This window comes from Microbacterium endophyticum (assembly GCF_011047135.1).
Taxonomy (GTDB): domain Bacteria; phylum Actinomycetota; class Actinomycetes; order Actinomycetales; family Microbacteriaceae; genus Microbacterium; species Microbacterium endophyticum.
Map to the genome: position 1 here is coordinate 2,539,085 of NZ_CP049255.1, position 21,347 is coordinate 2,560,431.

Consider the following 21,347-nt stretch of genomic DNA (forward strand, 5'->3'; position numbering starts at 1 on the left):
CGCTGTCTCTCTGACAAATGGCTGTCTGTAAAGTAACCCGGGTGGAGTTCGGTTTTGGCAGCTAGAGAACGTCCCAGCGCGGGGGAATCGGTTGTGTTGTCACACGCGCAGACGTACGTCAACACGCCTGCGCGTGACCGACGGACCTACTTTGACGTAGCACTGAGCAACCGTCAACTCCGCCGCAGTCGACGAAGGGCGTGGTCCAAAGCGTCTGATTGATCGTGGTGGACGACGGATTTCTATCGGGCGAAAGTACGGATCCGATGAGACTCGTTCAAGTCAAATTTTTGACCGTCGATCGTGATGTTCCCCTGTGGCCAACTGCCGGTGCCGGTGCCGGTGCCGACGCCCCGGGCATCCGGTGCGCTCGCGTACATGTGCCCCTCGAGGCGACCGTCGGCGAGCAACTCTGTCCCGAGCCACAATTGAACCCGTTGTGAAGGGATACCTTGGGCAAGAACATGTGGGGAAATTTCATCAACTTCGCGAGGGTATCGATCCTGAATTCTCTGCTCCGATGGAGGAACGCCGCCGTTCGCCCGAGAAAGTTCCAATTGAATCGCGGCAGGCAAGTTTTCCGGATCCATGGACAAGAGGTCCTGGCTGACACGGCGTGCTCGACGGCCACGAAGCTCGATTTGTGGTTGCCCGAACATGAAAATTAGTGCTCGACGTCGGCGTCTCCACGGGATCACGGCATTGCGCCAGGTCAAGACTATGACTGCGCCGTCGGCGCTCGAAGAGGAGGCCATTCGAAGCTCATTGGCTCGCTCGTCACCGGACCACGAGATATCCTCGGAGTCGAATATTTCAATGCGAAAGCTCTCACCCGGGTACAGCGCCTGCACCAGCGGTATCGTTCCATCCCCCGCGACTGGGCGCCCAGTTCGTGTAATCCATGCTGGATGGTAGGCAATCTGCCGCACGGGGCTCGACCCCATATTTGACAGCGTCCACGTGAACGATCGGGAAGGCGGCGCAGTGAATATGGAGCTGCGTAGGCGTCCGCGAGTGAGGAACGCGGAAAGTAATCCGATCAGCGTGATCGTGAACGCCCCGAGGGTCACCCAGTCGGCAACGTTACCGACTGTACGCTCCCAATCGACGCGTGTGAGTATCGGGGCGACCGAGTAGGCGAAGCTCATGATCACAGGTTAGAGGTCCGCGTATCCAGTCCGAGAACGACTGCCCAACCTTCATACGAGTGCGGGCCGGTGTGCCGCGAATCCGGCGATCCTATGACGCTACTCGGTTACGGAACGTCGTGGAGTTCCGGTTTAACAACTGAGCCTGCGGCGAGCCGCAGGTCGCTATCTCATGGATCGCGAAATTCGGATTCGAGGAGAGCGGAGCTTCTCGCGTCTGCCGTCCGGACGCGACTCTAGGAGCATTGGTACATTCGACGAGCGTTCCAGCCATGTGGCGAGGTCTCTGTCGAGCATGCGGGCGAGTCTTAGACAAGCTTCGTGTCCCTGTTTCGCGGTCAAACGTTGCTGTTGTTGACCCGGGAGCGGGAAGCCTCGCACGAGTGGCTCGTGGTGTCCGACGCGGTTTCGCAGAGCATGAACTTCCGTGACTTGGCGTAGCGCCCACACGCGAGAATACTGGGCGCTGAGGTTCCGCGCGACAGCCCTGCCGCCGGGAAAGACTCGATGTAGCGTCCGTCGCCAATTGTCTTCGTAATCGACGTGTAGCCGGCGGGGTTCCTTCCCTGCATAGCCTCCAGCGTCGAACAAATCCTTCCAGAACCCGAACATAAGTCGCGCGATGAGACGACCGGAGAACTCCGGCGCTTGCACGTTTTGCCTGATGTGGCCGGGTAGATCTTCCCAAGCTCGGCCGAGCGCGTTTAGCGATCGTCCATCGAGCGGCATCCCGCCTGTTTCGAACCAGCGAACCCCGTGCTCGGAGCTCGCCTCTCGATGAATAGCGTTCCTCAGTGCCACCTCGAGGATCGCTATGTCGGCGAACAGTGCGACCGAGAGGTCCCGGTCCCAAACGTAGAGTTCCCGGGCGAGTCGACGGTTTCCCCCGGACTCGCTCAGATACGTCGCCATGCGGTCTGACGAAATCGCCCGATCGATCGAATGGGCCTCCTTGAACAACAAGCGCATGGGGCATATGCTAACGGTGTAGTCCCCGGATCTGGCCTCTCCCGACTTGAGCGGTGAAGCCTCCGGGGTCCTCTTTTTCCTTTCGTCGGCACGTAGCGCTTCCTGCTGTCAGCGTGATGTCTTCCGTGACGTAACCGGGTGGCGTTCCGGTTCAACAACTAGGTATCTGTCGGGGTGCACGGAAGGGTGGAGCCGATGAGCGGTTTGGTTCCCGAGCGGCGTGTGATCCGTCTCTTCCCCGAATACAGCCGGGACTGGCCACTGTGGGAGAACTCGACACCTACGTGGGACGTGGGCTACACAACCACGCCAAAGATGTACGGACTGTCAGAGGCTCTGACACGAGACATGGCCAAGTGGAATGCACTCTGGGAAGCGAACTTCGACCCGTTCGAAGGTTGGAAGAGTGACGAGGCACGCGAGCAGTGGCGCGAAGAAGGCTTGAGCATCGTGACACGTCTCCGCGCTGAAGTCGCTGACTTCGCCGATGTGAAATATGAACCATGGCCGCTCGGTAGCTGGGACGAGTAGTGGTCGAGTTCCGGTTTAACAACTGAAAGTTCTCCTCGTCAGGTCTCCTTCCGCATCCACTCCACGCTCATCCGTGGCGAGTATCAGCGCTTCGGTCGGCTTCCTTCTCGCTTGACATTCGCTGCTCCGCCAGCGTGCTAGCGTTGCGGCCGCGAAGATTCAGTGGAGGCAAAATGCGCAATCTCGACGGTGCTCACATGCGGGTGGCACGCCCGACGCGAGACATGGATGCCGCAGTTCGGTTCTGGGTGGATGGCTTGGGCATGACGCTCGAGGGCCGCAAGCTTGAGGACGGCGCGCCGTATGAGGAGCTGGCGTTCGTGGGATGGCCGGAAGCTGCTTGGCATCTTGAACTCGTCAAGGACGCGATGGTTACGCCGAACCCCACGGAAGAAGATCTCCTGGTGCTTTACCTGGCGGAACCCATCGATGACGCGCTGGTTGTTCGCATCGAGGCCGCTGGTGGTGTTGCTGTCGATGCGCGCAACCCGTACTGGAACGAACATGGCGTCACGGTCGAGGATCCTGACGGGTATCGGCTGGTTCTCTCGACTCGCGGTTGGTCGTGAGGCTCACGCCGGAGATCTGCTTCAACCTCTGACCTCTGGCCGCTGACAGGGTGCGGCTGCTGGTCACTTAGACTTTATTCGGCTACGGAACGTTGTGGAGTTCCGGTTTAACAACGGACCCCCGTCCGGTCGGTGTGCACGCGGTTCTCCGCGTGCACATTTACGTGAAACGACCACACCCCGAGAGGACTCGAGACCATGGCCGATACTCAGATTTTCGAACCCGATGGCCGGGCCATTCCCTATGCCATTGAAGGGAACGGGGCTGCGGTCGTGCTGATCGCGGGGCAGGGGCTCAACATCGATTCGCTCGGTACGCTCGCGCACTCGGTTGCGGCCGAAGACTTCACGCTCGTGCGGATCGGCTCGCGCCGACCAGCGGATGCCGCAGTCTCAATGCGAGACATCGCACAAGACGTGATCGACGTTATGGACCACCTCGAGGTTGCAGATGCCTGGGTCGGTGGCCACGGCTTCGGCGGCTCTGTCGCGCGCGAAGTTGCCGTTGACTACGCGGACCGCGTCAATGGTCTGCTGCTCCTCGGTGTCGAGTCTGCGGATCAGGCCGGTGGGCTTGAAGTCGCGCAGATTCCCGAGCACCTGCGCGACGCAGATGTTGCAGAGCTCCAGGGCGCCGCGCGCGAGGCATCCGATCTTGCACCGTTGGCCGAAGGCATCCCGGTGCTCGTCATTCAGGCAACGGAAGACCCCATCACGCCCGCCGCGAATGGCGATGCGCTGCAGGCTGCCGCGCCCGACCGGGTGAGCGTTGTGCGTGTGGAGGGCGCTGCGCATATGTTCCCTGTGACGCATATTGGTGAGGCATCCTGGGCCATCGAGGACTACCTCGACTGGGACTAGCGTTTTTGCGCGAGACTGAACGCATGGGCCACTCAGCACACACAGCAGCTCGTATGCTGCGCGCTTTCCATATGTCTGGAAGGGCCGACTCATGAGCGAAAGCCAAGAAGCACTGATCGTGCGTTATTCGCTGGAAGCGCGTGGAAGGTACGAGGAAACGCTCGCCCCGTTGGTGCGGAAGCAATCGGTTCTGCTCATCGTCGTGGGGTGCCTGTTTGCTTTCATGGCGGTGGTCGTTCCGGCGATCGCGTTATCTATGGACGGCACGGCTGAACCTCTCCGTGTAGTTATCGGCTTGGGCATACTCAGTCTGATCCCGATCGTCCTGATCGTGTTAGGCGTTCGGCGGCTCCGCTTGCGCCCCACGCTTCCTGATATCGCGTTCACGATTTCTTCCGACTCAGTGGTCTTTTCTCGGCGCGAGAAGACCACGCTGTTGAGCCGCACGCGCCCAGAGCTGCGGTGGGATCGACGAGCAACGACGGTGCGAGCCGACACGGTGGGCCCGAAGGCTGATGAGGTCCTGATTTTCACGACGAAAGTCGGCGGCGCCACCCGAAGCGAGCGACAAACAACCGACGTTTTGGACACACCCGTTGCCGAGATCGTGGCGGCTGTTCAAGCGCCGTAGGCCAGGTGCGATCGCCGAGTGAAGTTAGTCTCGAGGGTGACGAGTTTGTCGCTGCAACTCGCAGCGCCGTGAAGTTTTGGGGATAGATGTCTACTGTTTTGCCGCCGTGCCCTGCGTGTGCCAGCGAATACGCGTACGAGTCAGGTGCAATGCTCGTTTGCCCGATGTGCGGACATGAGTGGACGCCAGCAGTCGAAGACAGCACCGATTCGCCTGAGACAGCGCGCGTCGTGAAGGATGCCGTCGGCAACGTGCTCGCGGACGGCGACACGGTGTCGATCGTGAAAGACCTGAAGGTCAAGGGTGCCGGCGGCGGCACTGTGAAAGTCGGCACGAAGGTGCGCGGCATTCGTCTCATCTCGGATGGCGTCGGAGACCACGACATCGATGCGAAGGTTCCCGGCTTCGGTCAGATGCAACTGAAATCGAGCGTGGTGAAGAAGGTTCTTTGAGGGTCTAGCGCCCGAGCCACATCGCAAGGTGCTCCGCCGTCGCACCCTCGCCGCGCGCAACGTCCCGAGGTGTACCTGTGGTGACCACTTGGCCGCCCACATCGCCGCCACCGGGACCCATGTCGATCATCCAGTCGCTCGCGGTGATTGCTGACTGGTCGTGCTCGACGAGAACGACGGTGTTGCCGGCATCCACGAGCTGTTGCAGTTGGTCGAGCAGCAGCTCAACATCGGCCGGGTGCAGGCCGGAGGTCGGCTCGTCAAGCAGGTAGAGCGTGTGGCCGCGGTGCGCACGCTGTAGCTCGGTGGCGAGTTTGATGCGCTGGGCTTCGCCGCCGCTCAGCTCGGTCGCGGGCTGGCCAAGCCGCAGGTATCCGAGGCCGACATCACTCAGCGTTTCGAGGCTGCGGGAGGCCGCGGGCACATCGGCGAAGAACACTGCGGCATCCTTCACTGTCATGCCCAAGACATCCGCAATCGATTTGTCGCGGTACGTCACCTCGAGGGTCTCCGCGTTGTAGCGGGCTCCGTGGCAGGTGTGGCATGCGGCATACGTGCCGGGTAAGAACATGAGTTCGACCGAGACGAATCCCTCGCCCTGGCAGGTCTCGCATCGTCCACCCGCAACGTTAAACGAGAAGCGACCAGCGTTGTAGCCGCGAGATTTTGCTTCATCGGTAGCCGCGAAGAGCTTTCGCACTGTGTCGAACATGCCGGTGTAGGTGGCAAGGTTCGAGCGTGGGGTGCGGCCGATCGGGCGCTGATCCACCACGACGAGCCGATCGAAAGCTTCAGCGCCCGAGACGTTGTGCACATCGAGATCGAGCACCGCTTCATCCGGGTCTTCGGGTGTTGTGCCCAAACGATCGCGAACGACATGGGCGAGCACCTGGGTGACGAGCGTCGACTTGCCCGAGCCCGAAACACCGGTGACAGCCGTCATCACACCGAGCGGCACTTCGACCGACGTCTCTCGCAGGTTGTGCCGCGTGATGCCATCGAGTCGCAGCCACCCGGTCGGTGTGCGAGGCTCATGCTCTGGTGCCGAAGCCGTGGGGAAGAGGTAGCGCGCGGTGACGGAGTTTGTGGCTTCACGCATCCCGTCGACCGGCCCTGAGTAGACCACGTGGCCGCCGCCTTCACCCGCTGCGGGTCCGATGTCGACAACCCAGTCGGCACGACGGATCACATCGAGGTCGTGCTCGACGACAAAGAGCGAGTTGCCCGACGCTTTGAGCCGGTCGAGCACTTCGAGCAGCGGCTTGGCGTCGGCCGGATGCAGCCCCGCAGACGGTTCGTCGAGCACATAAACCACCCCGAAAAGTCCGGAGCGCAACTGAGTTGCGATGCGTAGGCGCTGCGCTTCGCCGGGCGACAGCGTGGTGGAGTTGCGGCCGAGGCTGAGGTATCCGAGGCCCAGGTTGAGCAAAACATCGACGCGCGAAATGACGTCGGCAGCGATCCGTTCGGCAGCCTCGCTGTTGTCTCCAGCGGATGCCCCGGCGCCCGCGCCGACGCCGCGCTTCAGTTCACCCGCGAGCTCGGCAAGCGGTACAGCGTTCATCTCGGCGATCGTGCGGTCGGCGTACGTCACCGCACGTGCCTCGGCACGCAGGCCACTACCGCCGCACTCGGGGCACGACATGCTTTGCACGAAGCGGAGAGCGCGCTCCCGCATCCGGTCGCTTTGAGACGACGAGAGCACATGCATGACGTGCTTGCGAGCGCTCCAGAACTTGCCGTAGTACCCGTGGTCGACGCGGCCCTCTTCGGGTTTGATGAGCACGGAGGGCTGCTCGTCGGTGTAGAGCAGCCAGTCACGGTTTTTGCGGGGGAGCGCGCGCCAGGGCTTCTCGATGTCGATGTCGAGGCCCCGCACAATGCTGCGGAGATTGGCGCCCTGCCACGCGCCGGGCCACGCAGCGATTGCGCCTTCGCGGATGCTGAGCGACGTATCGGGAACGAGGAGTTCTTCGGTGACGTCGTGCACGGTGCCAAGTCCCTGGCAGCGCGGGCATGCACCGGCCGCGGTGTTGGGGGAGAAGGCCTCTGCCGAAAGGTGCCCCGCGCCCTCGGGGTACGTGCCCGCGCGGGAGTAAAGCATGCGCAGCAGGTTGGAGAGGGTGGTAATCGTGCCGACCGTCGAGCGAGAGCTCGGGGCGCCGCGGCGCTGCTGCAGAGCGACCGCCGGGGGAAGACCCGTGATCTCATCGACCTCAGGGGCACCGACCTGGTTAAGGAGGCGACGAGCATAGGGCGCGACGGACTCGAAGTAGCGGCGCTGCGCCTCGGCATAGAGCGTGCCGAACGCCAGCGACGACTTGCCGGAGCCGGAGACCCCGGTGAAGACGACCATGCAATCGCGGGGAACATCAATGTCGATGTTCTGCAGATTGTGCTCGCGGGCGCCGCGAACGCGCACCCAGCCGTCGTGGTCGTCGGGGTTCATCCAGTCACCGTTCTCGTTGCTTCGGGTGCGCTCGTTTCGAACACAGCGCCCCACGATACGCGTGAATAGAAAACGGCCCCGAGGGTTGCGGAGGCGGGTAGTGTGTGCGGTCGCAGAACGCTATCGACAATCTGCAACAGCACGCGAGATGATGGCGACCAAGATCTAGAGGAAGAAGAAGTCATGCCGAAGATCAATGTCACGAGCGTCATGGTCGATGATCAAGCCAAGGCGCTCGCGTTCTATACGGAGAAGCTCGGATTCGTCGTGAAAACCGACATTGACCTGGGGGAGTTCCGCTGGCTCACTGTCGTCGGTGCGAACGAGCCAGACGGTGTCGAGCTTCTCCTTGAGCCCGATGCTCACCCCGCGGCGCAGGTGTTCAAAAAAGCGCTGCTGGACGACGGCATCCCGTATACGTCCTTCGCCGTCGACGACGTGTATGCGACCCACGGTGAACTCGAAGCGGCCGGGGTAACGTTCGTGCAGCCGCCGACGGCGATGGGGCCAGTGACCACTGCAATTCTCGATGACACGTGCGGCAACCTCATCCAGCTCAACAGCCCCGCGTGAGTAGGTGCTTGGGCGAAGGAGTGGATGCGAAGATTGAGGGATGACCGCAACACTCGTCGCCCATGGAATCGCTGGCGGGTACGGCCATCGCACGCTCTTCGACTCGCTTGAACTCACAGTTGCTCCGGGCGACGTTGTGGGGGTCGTCGGCGCGAACGGCGCAGGCAAGTCGACGCTGCTCCGGTTGCTCGCTGGCATCGACGCGCCGCAGGCCGGAACCGTGACGCTGCAGCCGGCCGACGCGTTCGTGGGTTGGTTGCCGCAAGAGCATGAGCGCATGGTCGGCGAGACGGTCTCGGAATACATCGCACGCCGCACGGGGTGCGCAGAGGCGACGACAGAGATGGATGCCGCAGCCACAGCCCTCGGCGACACATCACTCTCGGCGGGCAGCGGCCCCGACCCGGCCGATGTGTACTCAGCGGCTCTTGAGCGTTGGCTTGCAAGCGGCGCCGCCGACCTCGATGAGCGCCTCCCTGTTGTGCTCGCGGACCTCGGGCTCGCCGCCGCAGGTTTTGAACATGCGGAGATGACGTCACTTTCGGGTGGCCAAGCTGCTCGGGTGGGACTTGCGGCGCTGCTGCTCTCCCGCTTCGACATCGTGCTGCTCGATGAACCCACCAATGACCTCGACCTCGATGGGCTCGAACGCCTCGAAACCTTTGTGCGGCAACTGCGCGGCGGCGTGGTGCTGGTCAGCCACGACCGTGAGTTTCTCGCACGCTGTGTCACGCGGGTACTGGAACTCGACCTGGCGCAGAATTCGAACCGCGTTTTCGGCGGCGGATACGACGCGTATCTCGAAGAGCGCGCAACCGTGCGCCGTCATGCCCGCGAGAAGTACGACGAGTTCGCTGACAAAAAGGCTGATCTTGTTTCTCGCGCCCGAACTCAGCGCGAGTGGTCGAGCCAGGGCGTTCGCAACGCGATGAAGAAGTCGCCCGACAACGACAAGATCCGGCGCAAAGCGTCGGTGGAATCGAGCGAAAAGCAAGCCCAGAAGGTGCGCCAGATGGAAAGCCGCATCGCTCGGCTCGACGAGGTCGAAGAGCCGCGCAAGGAGTGGCATCTCGAATTCACGATCGGTGCGGCTCCGCGTTCGGGCTCCGTCGTGTCGACGCTCAGCTCGGCAGTCCTCACGCAGGGCGATTTCACGCTGGGTCCAGTTTCTCTTCAAGTCAACTCGGGGGAGCGCATCGGTATCACGGGGCCGAACGGCGCCGGTAAATCGACGCTGCTTCGCGCTTTGCTCGGTCGGCAAGCGCCGACCGAGGGAACGGCGAGCCTCGGCTCGAGCGTGCAAATTGGAGAGATCGACCAGGCGCGCTCGAAGCTTTCGGGCACACAGCCACTCGCGGCGGCCTTCGAAGATCTTGTGCCGTCGATGGCATCTGGCGAAGTGCGCACGCTCCTTGCCAAGTTCGGCCTCAAAGCCGATCACGTGAATCGGCCTGCCAACGAGCTCTCACCGGGTGAGCGCACGCGGGCGGGCCTTGCACTATTGCAGGCAGAAGGCATCAACCTGCTCGTGCTCGATGAGCCCACAAACCACCTCGACCTCGTCGCTATCGAGCAGCTTGAGCAGGCGCTTGAGTCCTACGAAGGCACACTGCTACTCGTCACACACGACCGGCGGATGCTCGACACTGTGCGTATCGACCGCCGCTGGCGTGTCGAGGCAGGCCGCGTTTCTGAGCTTTAAGCAGGCTTTTTAGCGGCCCTGGCGCTTCTTGTAGGGCTTGGGCTGGCCCTTGACTACGGGCGCGCGTCCTTTACCCTTCGAAGCTTTCGCTTTACCGCCTGCGGGCACCTTCGGTTTCTCAGCAGGAGCGGGGGCCGCTGCAATCTCTTCTTTCGCGTCGGCGAGCAGCAAAATTCCTGCCTGAGTTAGTGCAGTCTTGCCCTGCTCAGTGGTGAAGAGCGGATGCCCGATCTCAGCCTCGAGCTTCTCAATCGAGGTGTAGAGCGAGGGGAGCGGAATGTTCAGCGCCTGAGCTGTGCGCGGAAAGTGCAGTTCTTCGGCTACCGCGACAAAACGCTGAAGCTGGGTGATGTTCACGGATGCCTTTCGTCAGTGCGCGCGGATCGAGCAGCGGGGATGGCGCCTACCCATCATTCCAGGATAGGCGCCACAGCTCACGCGGCCCTACTCGGCGTCGGGAGCGCCGAGATGTGCTGTCTCCGCGCGGCGATCGCCGCGCGTCTTGAGGAGACTCGCGACGGTTGCCACGGTGATCGTTGCGCCGATGAACAGCAGCGAGAACCAGATCGGGATTTCGGGCGCCCATTCCACGTGTTGCCCACCGTTGATGAATGGCAGCTCATTGACGTGCAGGGCGTGCAGTACGAGCTTCACACCGATGAACGCGAGGATGACGGCGAGTCCCTGCGCGAGATACACCAGACGCTCAAGGAGGCCACCGATCAGGAAGTAGAGCTGGCGCAGCCCCATGAGCGCGAACGCGTTTGCGGTAAAGACGATGTAGGCCTCTGATGTGAGGCCGTAGATCGCGGGAATCGAATCCAGCGCGAAGACGAGGTCGATGAAACCGATGGCAATGATCGTGAGAAAAAGCGGTGTCACCCAGCGGCGTCCGTTTTTACGAACTGTCAGCCTGTCGCCGTGATATTCGTCGGTGACGGGCAGGATTCGGCGAACAAAGCGCATGAAGATGCCGTTCGCCGGGTCGCTTTCGTGGCTACCTCGCGCCTGTTGTACCGCGAGGTAGAGCAGGAAACCGCCGAAGATGTAAAAGACCCAGGAGTAGTTCTCGATGAGTGCTGCACCGGCAGCAATGAAGATGCCACGGAGGATCAGCGCGATGATGATGCCGATCATCAGCACCTTCTGCTGATAGATCTTCGGTACGGCAAAGCCCGTCATGATGATGAGGAAGACGAAAAGGTTGTCGATCGACAACGCCTTCTCAGTGAGATATCCGGCGAAATATTCGCCGCCAAAAGTCCACCCTGAAAAGACGCCGATGCCGACGCCGAAGAGTAGCGCGAGTCCGATGTAGAAGGCCGACCAGCGCGCCGACTCACCGATCGTCGGCTCGTGGGGCTTTCGCACATGAACGAAGAATTCGTAGACGAAGAACGCGATCGTCACGGCGATCGTAATGATCCAGACAAGCGGGGTGATGTTCAAGAGGTACTCCAAGCGTGGCGTGAGGTTATCAGCGCCAAGGTCTCTTCCATTCTTGAAATCAAGAACCGGTGGCCCGGGATGCGAACGCATCCGTATTGACGAGCCGACTGTCTCGGAGTACTCCCCTTGGACTTCCCATAATAGGGGATGATGTGTGATGCGATTTCGCTCGCAGACAGCTGAACGCGAAACTGGCCCTTATCTGGGAGAAGTGTCTAAGCTGGATGGATGTCCGAAAACGTGACGCCTCTTCAGCCGCTCGTATCGACCTCTCCTGAAGGCCAGAAGCCGCTACTCGAACTCCTCGAATCTGAGGGCACCTGTTGCTCCGGGGATACCTGCGGCATCCCCGGAGCCTGATTCAGTGACCGACGACGGGCGCTGAATCGTTGTCGGCGGGCTTCTTGATAAGAGGCGCTCCGACCAGCAGCAAAGTCGCGATCGCGGCTGAGATGAAGAACGCGGCCCGCGTGCCTGCGGCACCCGCTGCAGATTCGGTCGCTCCCGCGGCAATTTCGGATGCTGACACCGACGACATGACGGTGATCATCACTGCGATACCGGCGGCGCCGGCTACCTGCTGAATGGTATTCACTACCGCACTGCCGTACGAGTACATCTTCGGATTCAATGAACCGAGCGACGCAGTGAACAGCGGCGTGAACGACAGGGCGAGCCCGACCGAAAGAAGACCCTGGGCGAGAACGAGGAACCATACCGGCGTCGAGTCGGTGAGGGTTGTGAACGTCCACAGTGTTCCGACGATGAGTATCGCCCCGGGGATCAACAGCGGCTTGGTTCCCCAGCGGTCGTAGAGACGTCCGACGACGGGTGCCGCGAGCCCCATGGCGATCGCGCCGGGAAGCACAATCAGGCCCGAATCGAGAGCACTCATGCCGAGAGGGCCCTGCGCATAGAGGGGAAGGATGGTGATTGCTCCGAAGAACGCCATTGACATTACGGCGAGATAGATCACGCACAGCGTGAAGTTGGAGACGCGAAAGACGCGCATGTCCATAAGTGCGTTATCGGTGCGCTGCAGTCGCAACTGTCGCCACACGAAGATGCCGAGCGAGATCACGCCGATCGCGAGCGAGATGACCAGTGAAGCTGTGCTGGCGGATGCTGCCGCCGAATCGCCACCGTGAGCTTCGGCGCCGCCGATCTGGCTGAGTCCGAACACGAGCCCACCGAAACCGAACGCCGAGAGGATGACCGAGGGAACGTCGATGGGGGCGCGACGCGTCTCGCCAATGTTGCGAATCCAGCGCGAGCCGACAAAAAGAGATGCGAGGGCAATAGGCAAAATGATGCCGAAGATCCAGCGCCACGAAAGTGTGTCGAGGATAAGACCGGACAGTGTCGGCCCAATCGCCGGTGCGAAAGCAATCACGATGCTGACGCGACCCATCATCCGCCCGCGTGCGTGTGCCGGAATGACCGTCATCAGTGTCGTCATGAGTAGTGGCATCATGATCGCGGTACCGGACGCTTGCACCACGCGTGCTGCCAGCAAGAACTCGAAGGTTGGCGCAAAAAGCGCAATCGTCGTGCCCGCTGAGAAGAGGCTCATGGCCGCGATGAAGACGGCGCGCGTCGTGAAACGCTGCAGCAGGAACCCTGTGATCGGGATAACCACTGCCATCGTGAGCATGAATGCCGTCGTGAGCCACTGCGCGGCGACAGCCGTGATCCCGAAGTCATCAATGAGGTGCGGGATCGCGATGCTCATCGTCGTTTCGTTCAAGATAGCGACGAACGCGGCGGTCAGAAGTAGCCAGATGAGGCGTGTTGCCTCGGGCGTCACAACCTCCGGCGGGGCAGTTGGGGTGGTGGCGGTGGCGGGGGAAGCCATGGGTCTCCTCGTCAAAGATGCGGCGTGGCGCATCGAGTACTGCTGCGTGTGCGCAACATCTGGTCAAACAATTGTCCCCCCGACGGCATTCCGTCGAGGGGACAAAACTTCAGTGAAATCTAGTTTTCGTCTGATTCCGTGTCGGGGTGCGGGTCAGCGCGATTCCAATTCGTGGAGCCGATTGCTTCGGTTGGGTGTGGCTCACCCTCGGCTTCTCGCAGCGCCGCAGGTTCCGGATCGATCAAAGACTCTGTTGACTTGCTCGCGAGTTCATCGATGACCTTGCGAAGTTCGGCAAGATCGGATCCGTCATGGGCGGGATGCTCGGGCGTCGTTGTCATCCCACAACTCTAAAGCAACCATCCTCGAGCCCCGCGCTCTAAAACGCATGTAGTGTGACATGTAAAGCGGACATGCGGGTACGCGAGGAGATTTTATGAGTGGACCAGGCGGTCACGGCGGAGGATTCAGAGGCGTATACGTCTCTGCGCAAAAGGAACTCAATGCTTCGGCGCCTCGCATCCCCAATCTTGGTCGACGAGTCATCGCCCTCTTCAGTGCATACCGCGCAAAGTTGTCATTCACCGTCGTTCTCGTGCTGGTCGGCGCCGGTGTCGCCGTCATCCCTCCGCTTCTGGTTGAGCGCGTGTTCGATGACGCGCTTTTTCCGACCACGGGTGGACCTGACGTGCCACTACTCGTGCGCCTGGTCAGCATCATGGTGGGACTCTTCTTTTTGTCAGCCGTGCTCGGTGTGGGCCAGACGTGGCTGACCTCAACGGTCGGTAACCAGGTCACCGGCGATCTTCGTCAGCGTCTTTTCGACCGGCTGCAAGAGATGGAACTGAGCTTTTTCACTCGCACCAAGACGGGTGTCATCCAGTCACGTCTGCAAAACGATGTGGGCGGTGTCTCTGACGTACTCACGAACGCGGTGACGAGCATCCTCGGCAACACCGTGACTGTCATCGCTTCGCTTGTCGCAATGATTCTGATCGACTGGCGCTTGACGATCGTCGCTGTCGTGCTCATGCCGATACTCGCGGTGATCCAGCGGCGGGTCGGGCAGGTGCGGGCGCGGATTGCGACCCAGACGCAAGAGTCGCTTTCTGAGCTCACGGCGATCACTCAAGAGACACTGAGCGTTTCCGGCATTCTGCTGTCGAAGTCTTTCAACCGTCAGCAGGCAGAATCAACACGTTATTCGTCAGAGAATTCCAACCAGATTCGACTGCAGGTGCGCCGCGCCATGAGTGGCCAGGGGTTCTTCGCGATCGTCATGGTGGTGATGTCGAGTGTTCCGGCCGTCATCTATCTGGTGGCGGGTTTGCTTCTCGATGGGGGATCTAGCGGTCTCACCGCGGGCACGATCGTCGCGTTCACGACGGTGCAAGCGCGTTTGCTGCAGCCGCTGATGGGCCTCATGCGAGTGAGCCTTGATGTGCAGACATCGACAGCGCTTTTCGCGCGTATTTTCGAGTATCTCGACCTGAAGCCGTCGATCGTCGATGCGCCGGATGCAACGGATGTCGCCGATGGGCCGGGGCCCATGGGTCGAGTGGAGTTTCGCGACGTCGAGTTTCGCTACAGTGACGCGTCAAACGAGTCGACGGCGACACTCAACGGTGTGTCTTTCATCGCCGAACCGGGAGCCCATGTCGCTCTTGTCGGCCCGTCGGGAGCGGGAAAATCGACAGTCCTCTCGCTTGCGTCGCGGCTCTACGAGGCCACGAGCGGCACTGTGCTGTTTGCGGGCAGCGATGTACGTCGCGTCAAACAGCACTCGATCATCGAGCACGTCGGCATCGTGTCTCAAGAGACGTACCTTTTTCACGCCAGCATCGCCGACAACCTGCGGTATGCGAAGCCCGATGCCACCGATGAAGAGCTCATCGAGGCGTGCCGTGCCGCCAGCATCCATCACGTCATCGAAACATTCGAGCAGGGTTACGACACCATTGTCGGCGAGCGCGGCTATCGCCTCTCTGGTGGCGAAAAGCAGCGCATCGCCATCGCCCGCGTTCTGCTGAAAGACCCACCAGTGCTGCTGCTTGACGAGGCGACATCGGCCCTCGACACGGTGTCGGAACGCATCGTGCAAGAAGCATTGGATGCCGCAGCGAACGGCCGCACCACGATCACAATCGCTCACCGGCTTTCGACCGTCATCGGAGCCGACCTCATTCACGTGGTCGATCACGGGCATATCGTCGAGAGCGGCACTCACGCGCAGCTTCTTGCCGAGGGCGGTCTTTACGCCGATCTCGTGGCGGAGCAGCTCGCCTCATCACGCGTGCTCGCCGATGAAGAGACCCTCGCCGAGCAAGAACGCTAAGCCGCTACCAGGCGCTCGCGGTGATGATCGGTTTCTCGAGCGACTCGCCAGTGGGCGCTCGGGCGATGAGTTCTCGAGTAAATGCGCCCAGAGTTGCCCGATAGACCGGGTCGGGGTGAGAACCGGCGATCTCAACGAGGCGGGGCACATCCATGCGCAGAATTTGACCGACCCGAGCGGATGCCGCTGCGACACTTCCGGCAGCATCGAGCACAGCGATACCGTCACGCATTGCGGTGATGCAGGCGGTCAGTACTGTGAGGTTCGCCTCTGCCTGCGTGATCGATGACCCATCAGCGCGGACTCGCCACAGCGCCACCACATCGGGAATGACATCGAACCCCCGGGCGCCCACGTAGAGCTGCTGGGCGATTGCCTGGTCTTCATAGAGCTGATCGTTGGGAAAGCGCAGCGAAAGTCGCTCCCACAAAGCTGCGCGAGTGACTTTTGACCACGCCACAACGTTCGCCGTCACCTCGGGGTGGGTCACGAGTGTTGCCGCGTCGCGAGCGGGTGATGTCGCAGCTGCCACCCAAGGCTGCACATCGCCGCTGAGGTAGGTGCCGTCGGGCTGCGGTCGCAGCCGTACGTATGCTCCGGTGACAAGATCACTTCCCGTGCGCTGGAGGGTGGCAACCATTCGTTCCAAGGCCGTCTCGGTGAGCACGTCATCGGCGTCGAGGAACGCGACGAACTCGGTGTCGACCAGGTCGAGACCGGTATTGCGTGCGGCGCCGAGTCCGCGGCGGAATGGGTGGTGCACGACGCGGAACCGGGGATCGATCGCTGTGGCCTCGTCGAACCGGGTGCCAGTGGCATCCGTTGATCCGTCATCGACGAGAATCGCCCGCCACGCCGTCATCGTTTGGGCGCGGAGAGAATCGATCGCTTCGGAGGCGTAGGGTGCGACGTTGAAGCCGGGAACGATGACCGTGACGAGCGCGCGACTCATGCTGAGAGCTGCGCAACAGAGGCGGCGACCGCGTCGGCGACGGGAGCGAGCGGGTCGTGCTGAGTGTGAGCGAAGGTGAATCGCACAGCAGTCTGCGCTGTTGCGGGCTCGACCCCGAGTGCCAACAGCACGTGCGAGGGCTCGTCACTGCCGGCGGCACACGCCGATCCGCTCGACGACACGACGCCGCGGCGTTCGAGTTCGAGCAGCACAGCCTCGCCGCTCGTGCCTTCGAACGTAAAGCTCGCACTGTTGGCGAGGCGATGCTCGACCGAACCTGTCAGACGGGCGCTCGGCACAAGCTGCAGTACCCGTGTCACGAATTCATCGCGGAGGTGCCCCACACGATGAACTGACTCGATTCTTTCGGCTTCCGCCAGTTCTAGGGCGAGTGCAAAGCCAACGGCTCCGGCAACATTTTCGGTGCCGGAGCGGCGATCACGCTCTTGTCCGCCGCCGTGGAGGAGTGGCTCCAGCGGGATTCTGCCGCGAACAGCCAGCACGCCGGTCCCAGGAGGAGCACCAATTTTATGACCTGCAATGGCCATCGAATCCGCGCCGAGCCCGGCCAACGGCAGCCAACCTGCGGCTTGCACGGCATCGACATGGAGGGGAATTCGGTGTGCCTTGGCGATCGCACTGAGAGACGCGGTGTCTTGCACCGTGCCGACTTCATTGTTGGCGTAGCCGATGGCGGCAAGCGCGGTGCGGTCGCTGAGTGCGTTGGCGAGTGCCGCCGCCTCGAGCCGACCGGCACTGTCGACCTCGAGCAGAGTGGCGGTGAACCCGTGAACGCGTTGTAGATAGTCGACCGACTGCAGAATCGACTCGTGCTCGATGGCTGTCGTCACGACGTGCGATGCGCCACGAGCGGACGCCGCGGCCACAGCGATTCCCTTGATGGCGAGGTTGTTCGCTTCGGTGCCACCCGAGGTGAACACGATGTCGCCCGTCCGCATACCGACGACCTTGGCGACCCGTGCACGAGCATCGGCGAGAGCGGATGCCGCAGCCTCGCCGACCGTGTGATGGCTGGAAGGGTTACCGAACCACTCCGCGAGGTATGGCCAGATAGCGTCTCTCACCTCTGGGCGCACGGGCGTTGTCGCCGCGTTGTCGAGGTAAAGCATGGCTACGCGTTCGATGCGGTGCTGATGGAGATGTCGAGCCCGAGATCAAGCGCTCGCGCCGAGTGGGTAAGGGCGCCGACCGAGATGACATCGACACCCGTCCCCGCAATGTCGCCGACGGTTTCGAGCGAGACGCCGCCAGATGCCTCGATGGTTGCGCGACCGGCCACCTGGGCGATCCCGGTTCGCAGGTCATCGAGTGAGAAGTTGTCGAGCATTATCGTGCCGATTCCCGCTTCGAGCACAGCTTCGATCTGATCGAGCCGGTCTACCTCGACCTCGACGTGGGTCGTGTGGGGGAGTTGTGCAATCGCCTGGCGCAACGCGGATGTGACGTCGAGACCGCCGGCGGTGAGGACCGCAAGATGGTTGTCTTTTGCCATCACGGCGTCCGACAGCGAGAACCGATGATTGTGCCCACCACCCGATTGCACTGCGTGGCGTTCGAATGCGCGGAGCCCGGGTGTCGTTTTTCTCGTGTCGACGATCCGAGCCTTGGTGCCAGAAACCTTCGCGACATACGTCGCCGTCAATGTGGCGATACCCGACATGCGCTGGGCAAAATTCAAGCCGATGCGCTCGCCGGTGAGAACGCCCTGAGCGGGACCGTTCACGCGAGCGAGGATGTCGCCCGGCTCGAAAGTATCGCCGTCTGCGACGAGCAGCTCGACTTCGATGCGCGGATCAGTTTGTATGAAAGCCGCGGTGAAGACCTCACCTCCCGAAAAGACGCCGTGTTCGCGTGCCACGAGGTCGGCCCGGGCGGTGGCCGATGACGGAATGAGGGCTTCGCTCGTGATGTCTCCCCAGGGCGCATCCTCGGCGAGAGCCGCGGCAACTGTGGTGTGAATCTGAGCACGGGTCAGCATGTCACTGCCTCTCGAGATGATGGCGCCGCTTGAGCCGTGGCGGAGTCGACGCGAAAATGCGCGCCGACCGAAACGGGGCGCCGGCGGGCGGCATCAACAACTGCACGTGCGACGAGGAGCAGGTTCTCGTCCTCGTGCGCTGCGACGGATGTGGGTGTGCGATCGAGCGAACTCCACCACGCCAACACGGATGCCGCGTGCTCAAGTCCTGCGGCAGAGCGCACCAATCCAGCGTCATTCCACATGAGTTCCTGGAGCGCGGCACGGCTGAATGTCGGAAATGACGCAGCAACGTCTGCAGACGGCGCGGCATCAGCTGTTCGCGGAGCGTGCGGAAGCTGACCCGAAGTGGGCATAACCGAAGGCGGGAGAGCGGCGGCCGTGCGCGCCGCAAAGACGGCACCCTCGAGTAGCGAGTTGGATGCGAGGCGATTGGCGCCGTGTACGCCGGTGCGAGCTGCTTCGCCCACGGCGAAGAGACCGGCAAGGCTTGTGCGCCCATCTAGGTCGGTGGAAATTCCGCCCATCAGGTAGTGCGCCGCGGGTGTCACGGGAATGGGATTTTTTCCCCAGTCGAGTCCGCGGTCGTGCACCGCCGCATCGATTGTGGGAAACCGGGTGGCGAGAAACTCACCGCCGAGAGCGGTGGCATCAAGGCGCACCGGGCGGCCATCCTGCTCCGACATCTTTCGGGCAATTGCGCGCGCAACCACGTCGCGGGGAGCAAGTTCGCCGTCTGGGTGCGAATCGAAGCAGAAGCGATAACCGTTGTCATCGATGAGAGTTGCACCTTCGCCTCGCACGGCCTCTGACACGAGGAATGCCTCGCCGACACCGAGGACGGTGGGGTGAAACTGCACGAACTCCATGTCTGTCACGGCGGCACCGGCGCGAAGAGCCGCCGCGATGCCGTCACCGGTAGCGACGGACGGGTTAGTGGTGTGCGCGTAAAGACGTCCGGCCCCGCCGGTGGCGAGAACAACGGCATCCGCTCTGAGCGACAGCGTTGCGTCGTCGGTAATGAGCGTCACTCCAACGACGGCGCCGTGTTCAAGCATGAGGTCTTCGAGGAAAGCGTGTTCGATGACCCGCACTCCACGAGCGGCAATTCGAGCGACAAGCGCTTGCTCGATTGCGGTGCCCGTCGCATCGCCACCGGCGTGGAGAACACGCGGATACGAATGGGCGGCCTCGAGCCCCTTGACGAACTCGCCGGAAGTATCGCGGTCAAATTCGACGCCCCACTGCACGAGCTCCCGGATGCGTTCGGGCCCCTCCGAAACGAGGACCCGCACCGCCTCTGGGTCCGCAATACCCGCGCCCGCGGTCAACGTGTCGGCGATATGCGACTCGGTGCTGTCGTCGGCAAAACTCACAGCGGCGATGCCGCCCTGTGCGTAGCGCGTGTTGGCTTGAGAGAGCTCGTCTTTTGTGACGACAGTAACCTCAAGCCCGCGGTCAGCTGCGTGCAGCGCAGTCACGAGCCCAGCGATGCCGCTGCCCACAACGATCACGGAGGTCATGATTTGTTCCGGCCATCTGCAATCGGCCTTGCCGCCAGCATCCGCTCCAGGGCAACACGTGCGGGGTCGGCTACGTCGGCGGGGACGGTGATCTGGTTGATGACCTCTCCGGCGACTAATCCCTCGAGCACCCACGCCAGGTAGCCCGGGTGGATGCGGTACATCGTCGAGCACGGGCACACCACCGGGTCGAGGCAGAAGATCGTGTGCTGCGGGTATTCCGCCGCGAGGCGCTGTACGAGGTTGATCTCGGTGCCCACGGCAAACACTGTCGGCTCGGTTGCTGCAGCGATGGCCTTGCGGATGTAGTCGGTCGAACCGGCTTCATCCGCCGCATCGACAACGTCCATCGGGCATTCCGGGTGCACGATGACGCGCACGCCCGGAAAGTCGACGCGGGCCTTATCTATCTGGGCCACAGTGAAGCGGCGGTGCACTGAGCAAAAACCGTGCCACAGGATGACGCGAGCATCTTCGAGAGTCGAATCGTCGTTGCCGCCGAGGGCACGATTCGGGTTCCACATCGGCATCTGCTCGAGTGGGACACCCATCGCCTTCGCTGTGTTGCGACCGAGGTGCTGATCCGGAAAGAACAGCACGCGACGGCCTCGCTCGAACGCCCACTCAAGTACGGTGCGCGCGTTCGACGAGGTGCAGACGATGCCGCCATGACGCCCCACAAATCCCTTGATCGCCGCGGACGAGTTCATATAGGTCACGGGAATGACAGGAAGAAGTCCGTCGGCATCCTGCTGATCCATCGGGCCGTAGATGTCTTCAAGGTCTTCCCAGCACTCTTCGACCTGGTCGATGTTCGCCATATCGGCCATCGAGCATCCCGCGGCCAGGTTCGGCAAGATGACGGCCTGGTCGGGGGTCGAGAGAAGGTCGGCGGTTTCCGCCATGAAGTGCACGCCGCAAAACACGATCGCTTCAGCCTCGGGATGCTCCTTCGCAGCGCCCGCGAGCTGGAACGAATCGCCCACGTAGTCGGCATGCTCGATAACTTCTTCGCGCTGATAAAAGTGCCCCAAGACCATGACTCGATCGCCCAGCGTCTGCTTTGCAGCAACAATTCGCGCGCGCAGGTCGATCTCGGATGCCTCGCGGTATTCCGAGGGTAGCTCGCCCTGGCGGGGCGATCCGGTCGGAATCACATCTCCCATAGATGCGCCCGGCCCGTAGCCGGGGCGCACATCGAAATTCCACGGCCCCGCGGCAAGATCGGTGTTACAGGTCTCAGTGCGTGCGTCGCCCGAGACGATTGCCTGAATTTCATGGTCGACGCTCGGGTCGATGGGTGCCGCTCCGGGGCGGTCCTGCAACGTCAAAGGGGTGGCGGTCATAGC

General features: G+C 62.1%; 19 protein-coding genes. 8 read left to right on the forward strand and 11 right to left on the reverse strand.

The annotated features are described in order from the left end of the window. Window positions 1–242 precede the first annotated feature (242 nt). Complete coding sequence (locus G6N83_RS11855) at window positions 243–1,148, reverse strand: hypothetical protein (protein WP_165142309.1); 906 nt, start codon at window positions 1,146–1,148, stop codon at window positions 243–245. 1,164 nt (window positions 1,149–2,312) lie between these two features. Here G6N83_RS11855 and G6N83_RS11860 point away from each other — a divergent pair. From G6N83_RS11860 to G6N83_RS11880, 5 genes are all read left to right on the forward strand, one after another. Next, entirely contained in the window at window positions 2,313–2,648 is a 336-nt protein-coding gene (locus tag G6N83_RS11860; protein ID WP_165142311.1) for a hypothetical protein, read from the forward strand. Window positions 2,649–2,821: 173 nt separating this feature from the next. Then, a complete protein-coding gene (locus G6N83_RS11865; RefSeq protein WP_165142313.1) occupies window positions 2,822–3,217 on the forward strand; it encodes a VOC family protein in 396 nt (131 codons plus the stop codon). A gap of 198 nt (window positions 3,218–3,415) precedes the next feature. Beyond that, on the forward strand, window positions 3,416–4,078 hold the full coding sequence (locus G6N83_RS11870) for an alpha/beta fold hydrolase (RefSeq protein ID WP_165142315.1): 663 nt from the start codon (window positions 3,416–3,418) through the stop codon (window positions 4,076–4,078). Between the two features lie 91 nt (window positions 4,079–4,169). Then, window positions 4,170–4,709, forward strand: coding sequence for a hypothetical protein (locus tag G6N83_RS11875; protein ID WP_165142317.1), 540 nt, complete (start codon window positions 4,170–4,172; stop codon window positions 4,707–4,709). Window positions 4,710–4,795: 86 nt separating this feature from the next. Continuing rightward, the gene (locus tag G6N83_RS11880; protein ID WP_165142319.1) at window positions 4,796–5,161 is read left to right on the forward strand and encodes a zinc ribbon domain-containing protein YjdM; all 366 of its coding nucleotides are present in this window, start codon (window positions 4,796–4,798) and stop codon (window positions 5,159–5,161) included. A 4-nt stretch (window positions 5,162–5,165) separates the two neighbouring features. Here G6N83_RS11880 and uvrA read toward each other — a convergent pair whose 3' ends face one another. Further along, window positions 5,166–7,610 carry an excinuclease ABC subunit UvrA gene (gene uvrA / locus G6N83_RS11885; RefSeq protein WP_165142321.1) on the reverse strand — a complete coding sequence of 815 codons (2,445 nt, stop codon included), beginning with the start codon at window positions 7,608–7,610 and terminating at the stop codon, window positions 5,166–5,168. 183 nt (window positions 7,611–7,793) lie between these two features. On the opposite strand from uvrA, the gene G6N83_RS11890 reads away from it, so the two are divergent. Beyond that, on the forward strand, window positions 7,794–8,183 hold the full coding sequence (locus G6N83_RS11890; protein WP_165142323.1) for a VOC family protein: 390 nt from the start codon (window positions 7,794–7,796) through the stop codon (window positions 8,181–8,183). A gap of 40 nt (window positions 8,184–8,223) precedes the next feature. Beyond that, window positions 8,224–9,885, forward strand: coding sequence for a ribosomal protection-like ABC-F family protein (gene abc-f, locus G6N83_RS11895; RefSeq protein ID WP_165142325.1), 1,662 nt, complete (start codon window positions 8,224–8,226; stop codon window positions 9,883–9,885). Window positions 9,886–9,894: 9 nt separating this feature from the next. On the opposite strand, the gene G6N83_RS11900 is transcribed toward abc-f, so the two are convergent. The 4 genes from G6N83_RS11900 to G6N83_RS11915 all read right to left on the reverse strand — a co-directional run bounded on the left by G6N83_RS11900 (window position 9,895) and on the right by G6N83_RS11915 (window position 13,530). Continuing rightward, a complete protein-coding gene (locus tag G6N83_RS11900) occupies window positions 9,895–10,242 on the reverse strand; it encodes a LysR family transcriptional regulator (protein WP_165142327.1) in 348 nt (115 codons plus the stop codon). An 87-nt stretch (window positions 10,243–10,329) separates the two neighbouring features. Continuing rightward, window positions 10,330–11,334 carry a TerC family protein gene (locus G6N83_RS11905; protein ID WP_165143437.1) on the reverse strand — a complete coding sequence of 335 codons (1,005 nt, stop codon included), beginning with the start codon at window positions 11,332–11,334 and terminating at the stop codon, window positions 10,330–10,332. 361 nt (window positions 11,335–11,695) lie between these two features. After that, window positions 11,696–13,189 (reverse strand): MDR family MFS transporter, encoded by a 1,494-nt coding sequence (locus G6N83_RS11910; RefSeq protein ID WP_165142329.1) that lies wholly within the window; start codon window positions 13,187–13,189, stop codon window positions 11,696–11,698. Window positions 13,190–13,308: 119 nt separating this feature from the next. Next, window positions 13,309–13,530 (reverse strand): hypothetical protein, encoded by a 222-nt coding sequence (locus G6N83_RS11915; RefSeq protein ID WP_165142331.1) that lies wholly within the window; start codon window positions 13,528–13,530, stop codon window positions 13,309–13,311. Window positions 13,531–13,625: 95 nt separating this feature from the next. On the opposite strand from G6N83_RS11915, the gene G6N83_RS11920 reads away from it, so the two are divergent. Next, window positions 13,626–15,524, forward strand: coding sequence for an ABC transporter ATP-binding protein (locus G6N83_RS11920; RefSeq protein ID WP_165142333.1), 1,899 nt, complete (start codon window positions 13,626–13,628; stop codon window positions 15,522–15,524). Window positions 15,525–15,528: 4 nt separating this feature from the next. On the opposite strand, the gene G6N83_RS11925 is transcribed toward G6N83_RS11920, so the two are convergent. The 5 genes from G6N83_RS11925 to nadA are packed head-to-tail and all read right to left on the reverse strand — an operon-like array spanning window position 15,529 to window position 21,344. After that, a complete protein-coding gene (locus G6N83_RS11925) occupies window positions 15,529–16,476 on the reverse strand; it encodes a glycosyltransferase family 2 protein (RefSeq protein ID WP_165142335.1) in 948 nt (315 codons plus the stop codon). Then, the gene (locus G6N83_RS11930) at window positions 16,473–17,606 is read right to left on the reverse strand and encodes a cysteine desulfurase family protein (RefSeq protein WP_165142337.1); all 1,134 of its coding nucleotides are present in this window, start codon (window positions 17,604–17,606) and stop codon (window positions 16,473–16,475) included. The genes G6N83_RS11925 and G6N83_RS11930 overlap by 4 nt, the downstream gene beginning before the upstream one ends. Window positions 17,607–17,608: 2 nt before the next feature. Then, on the reverse strand, window positions 17,609–18,475 hold the full coding sequence (nadC, locus tag G6N83_RS11935; protein ID WP_165142339.1) for a carboxylating nicotinate-nucleotide diphosphorylase: 867 nt from the start codon (window positions 18,473–18,475) through the stop codon (window positions 17,609–17,611). Further along, a complete protein-coding gene (nadB, locus tag G6N83_RS11940; RefSeq protein ID WP_165142341.1) occupies window positions 18,469–19,998 on the reverse strand; it encodes an L-aspartate oxidase in 1,530 nt (509 codons plus the stop codon). Before nadB ends, nadC begins: the two co-directional genes overlap by 7 nt. Beyond that, window positions 19,995–21,344 carry a quinolinate synthase NadA gene (nadA, locus tag G6N83_RS11945; RefSeq protein ID WP_165142343.1) on the reverse strand — a complete coding sequence of 450 codons (1,350 nt, stop codon included), beginning with the start codon at window positions 21,342–21,344 and terminating at the stop codon, window positions 19,995–19,997. The genes nadB and nadA overlap by 4 nt, the downstream gene beginning before the upstream one ends. Between the last annotated feature and the right edge of the window lie 3 nt (window positions 21,345–21,347).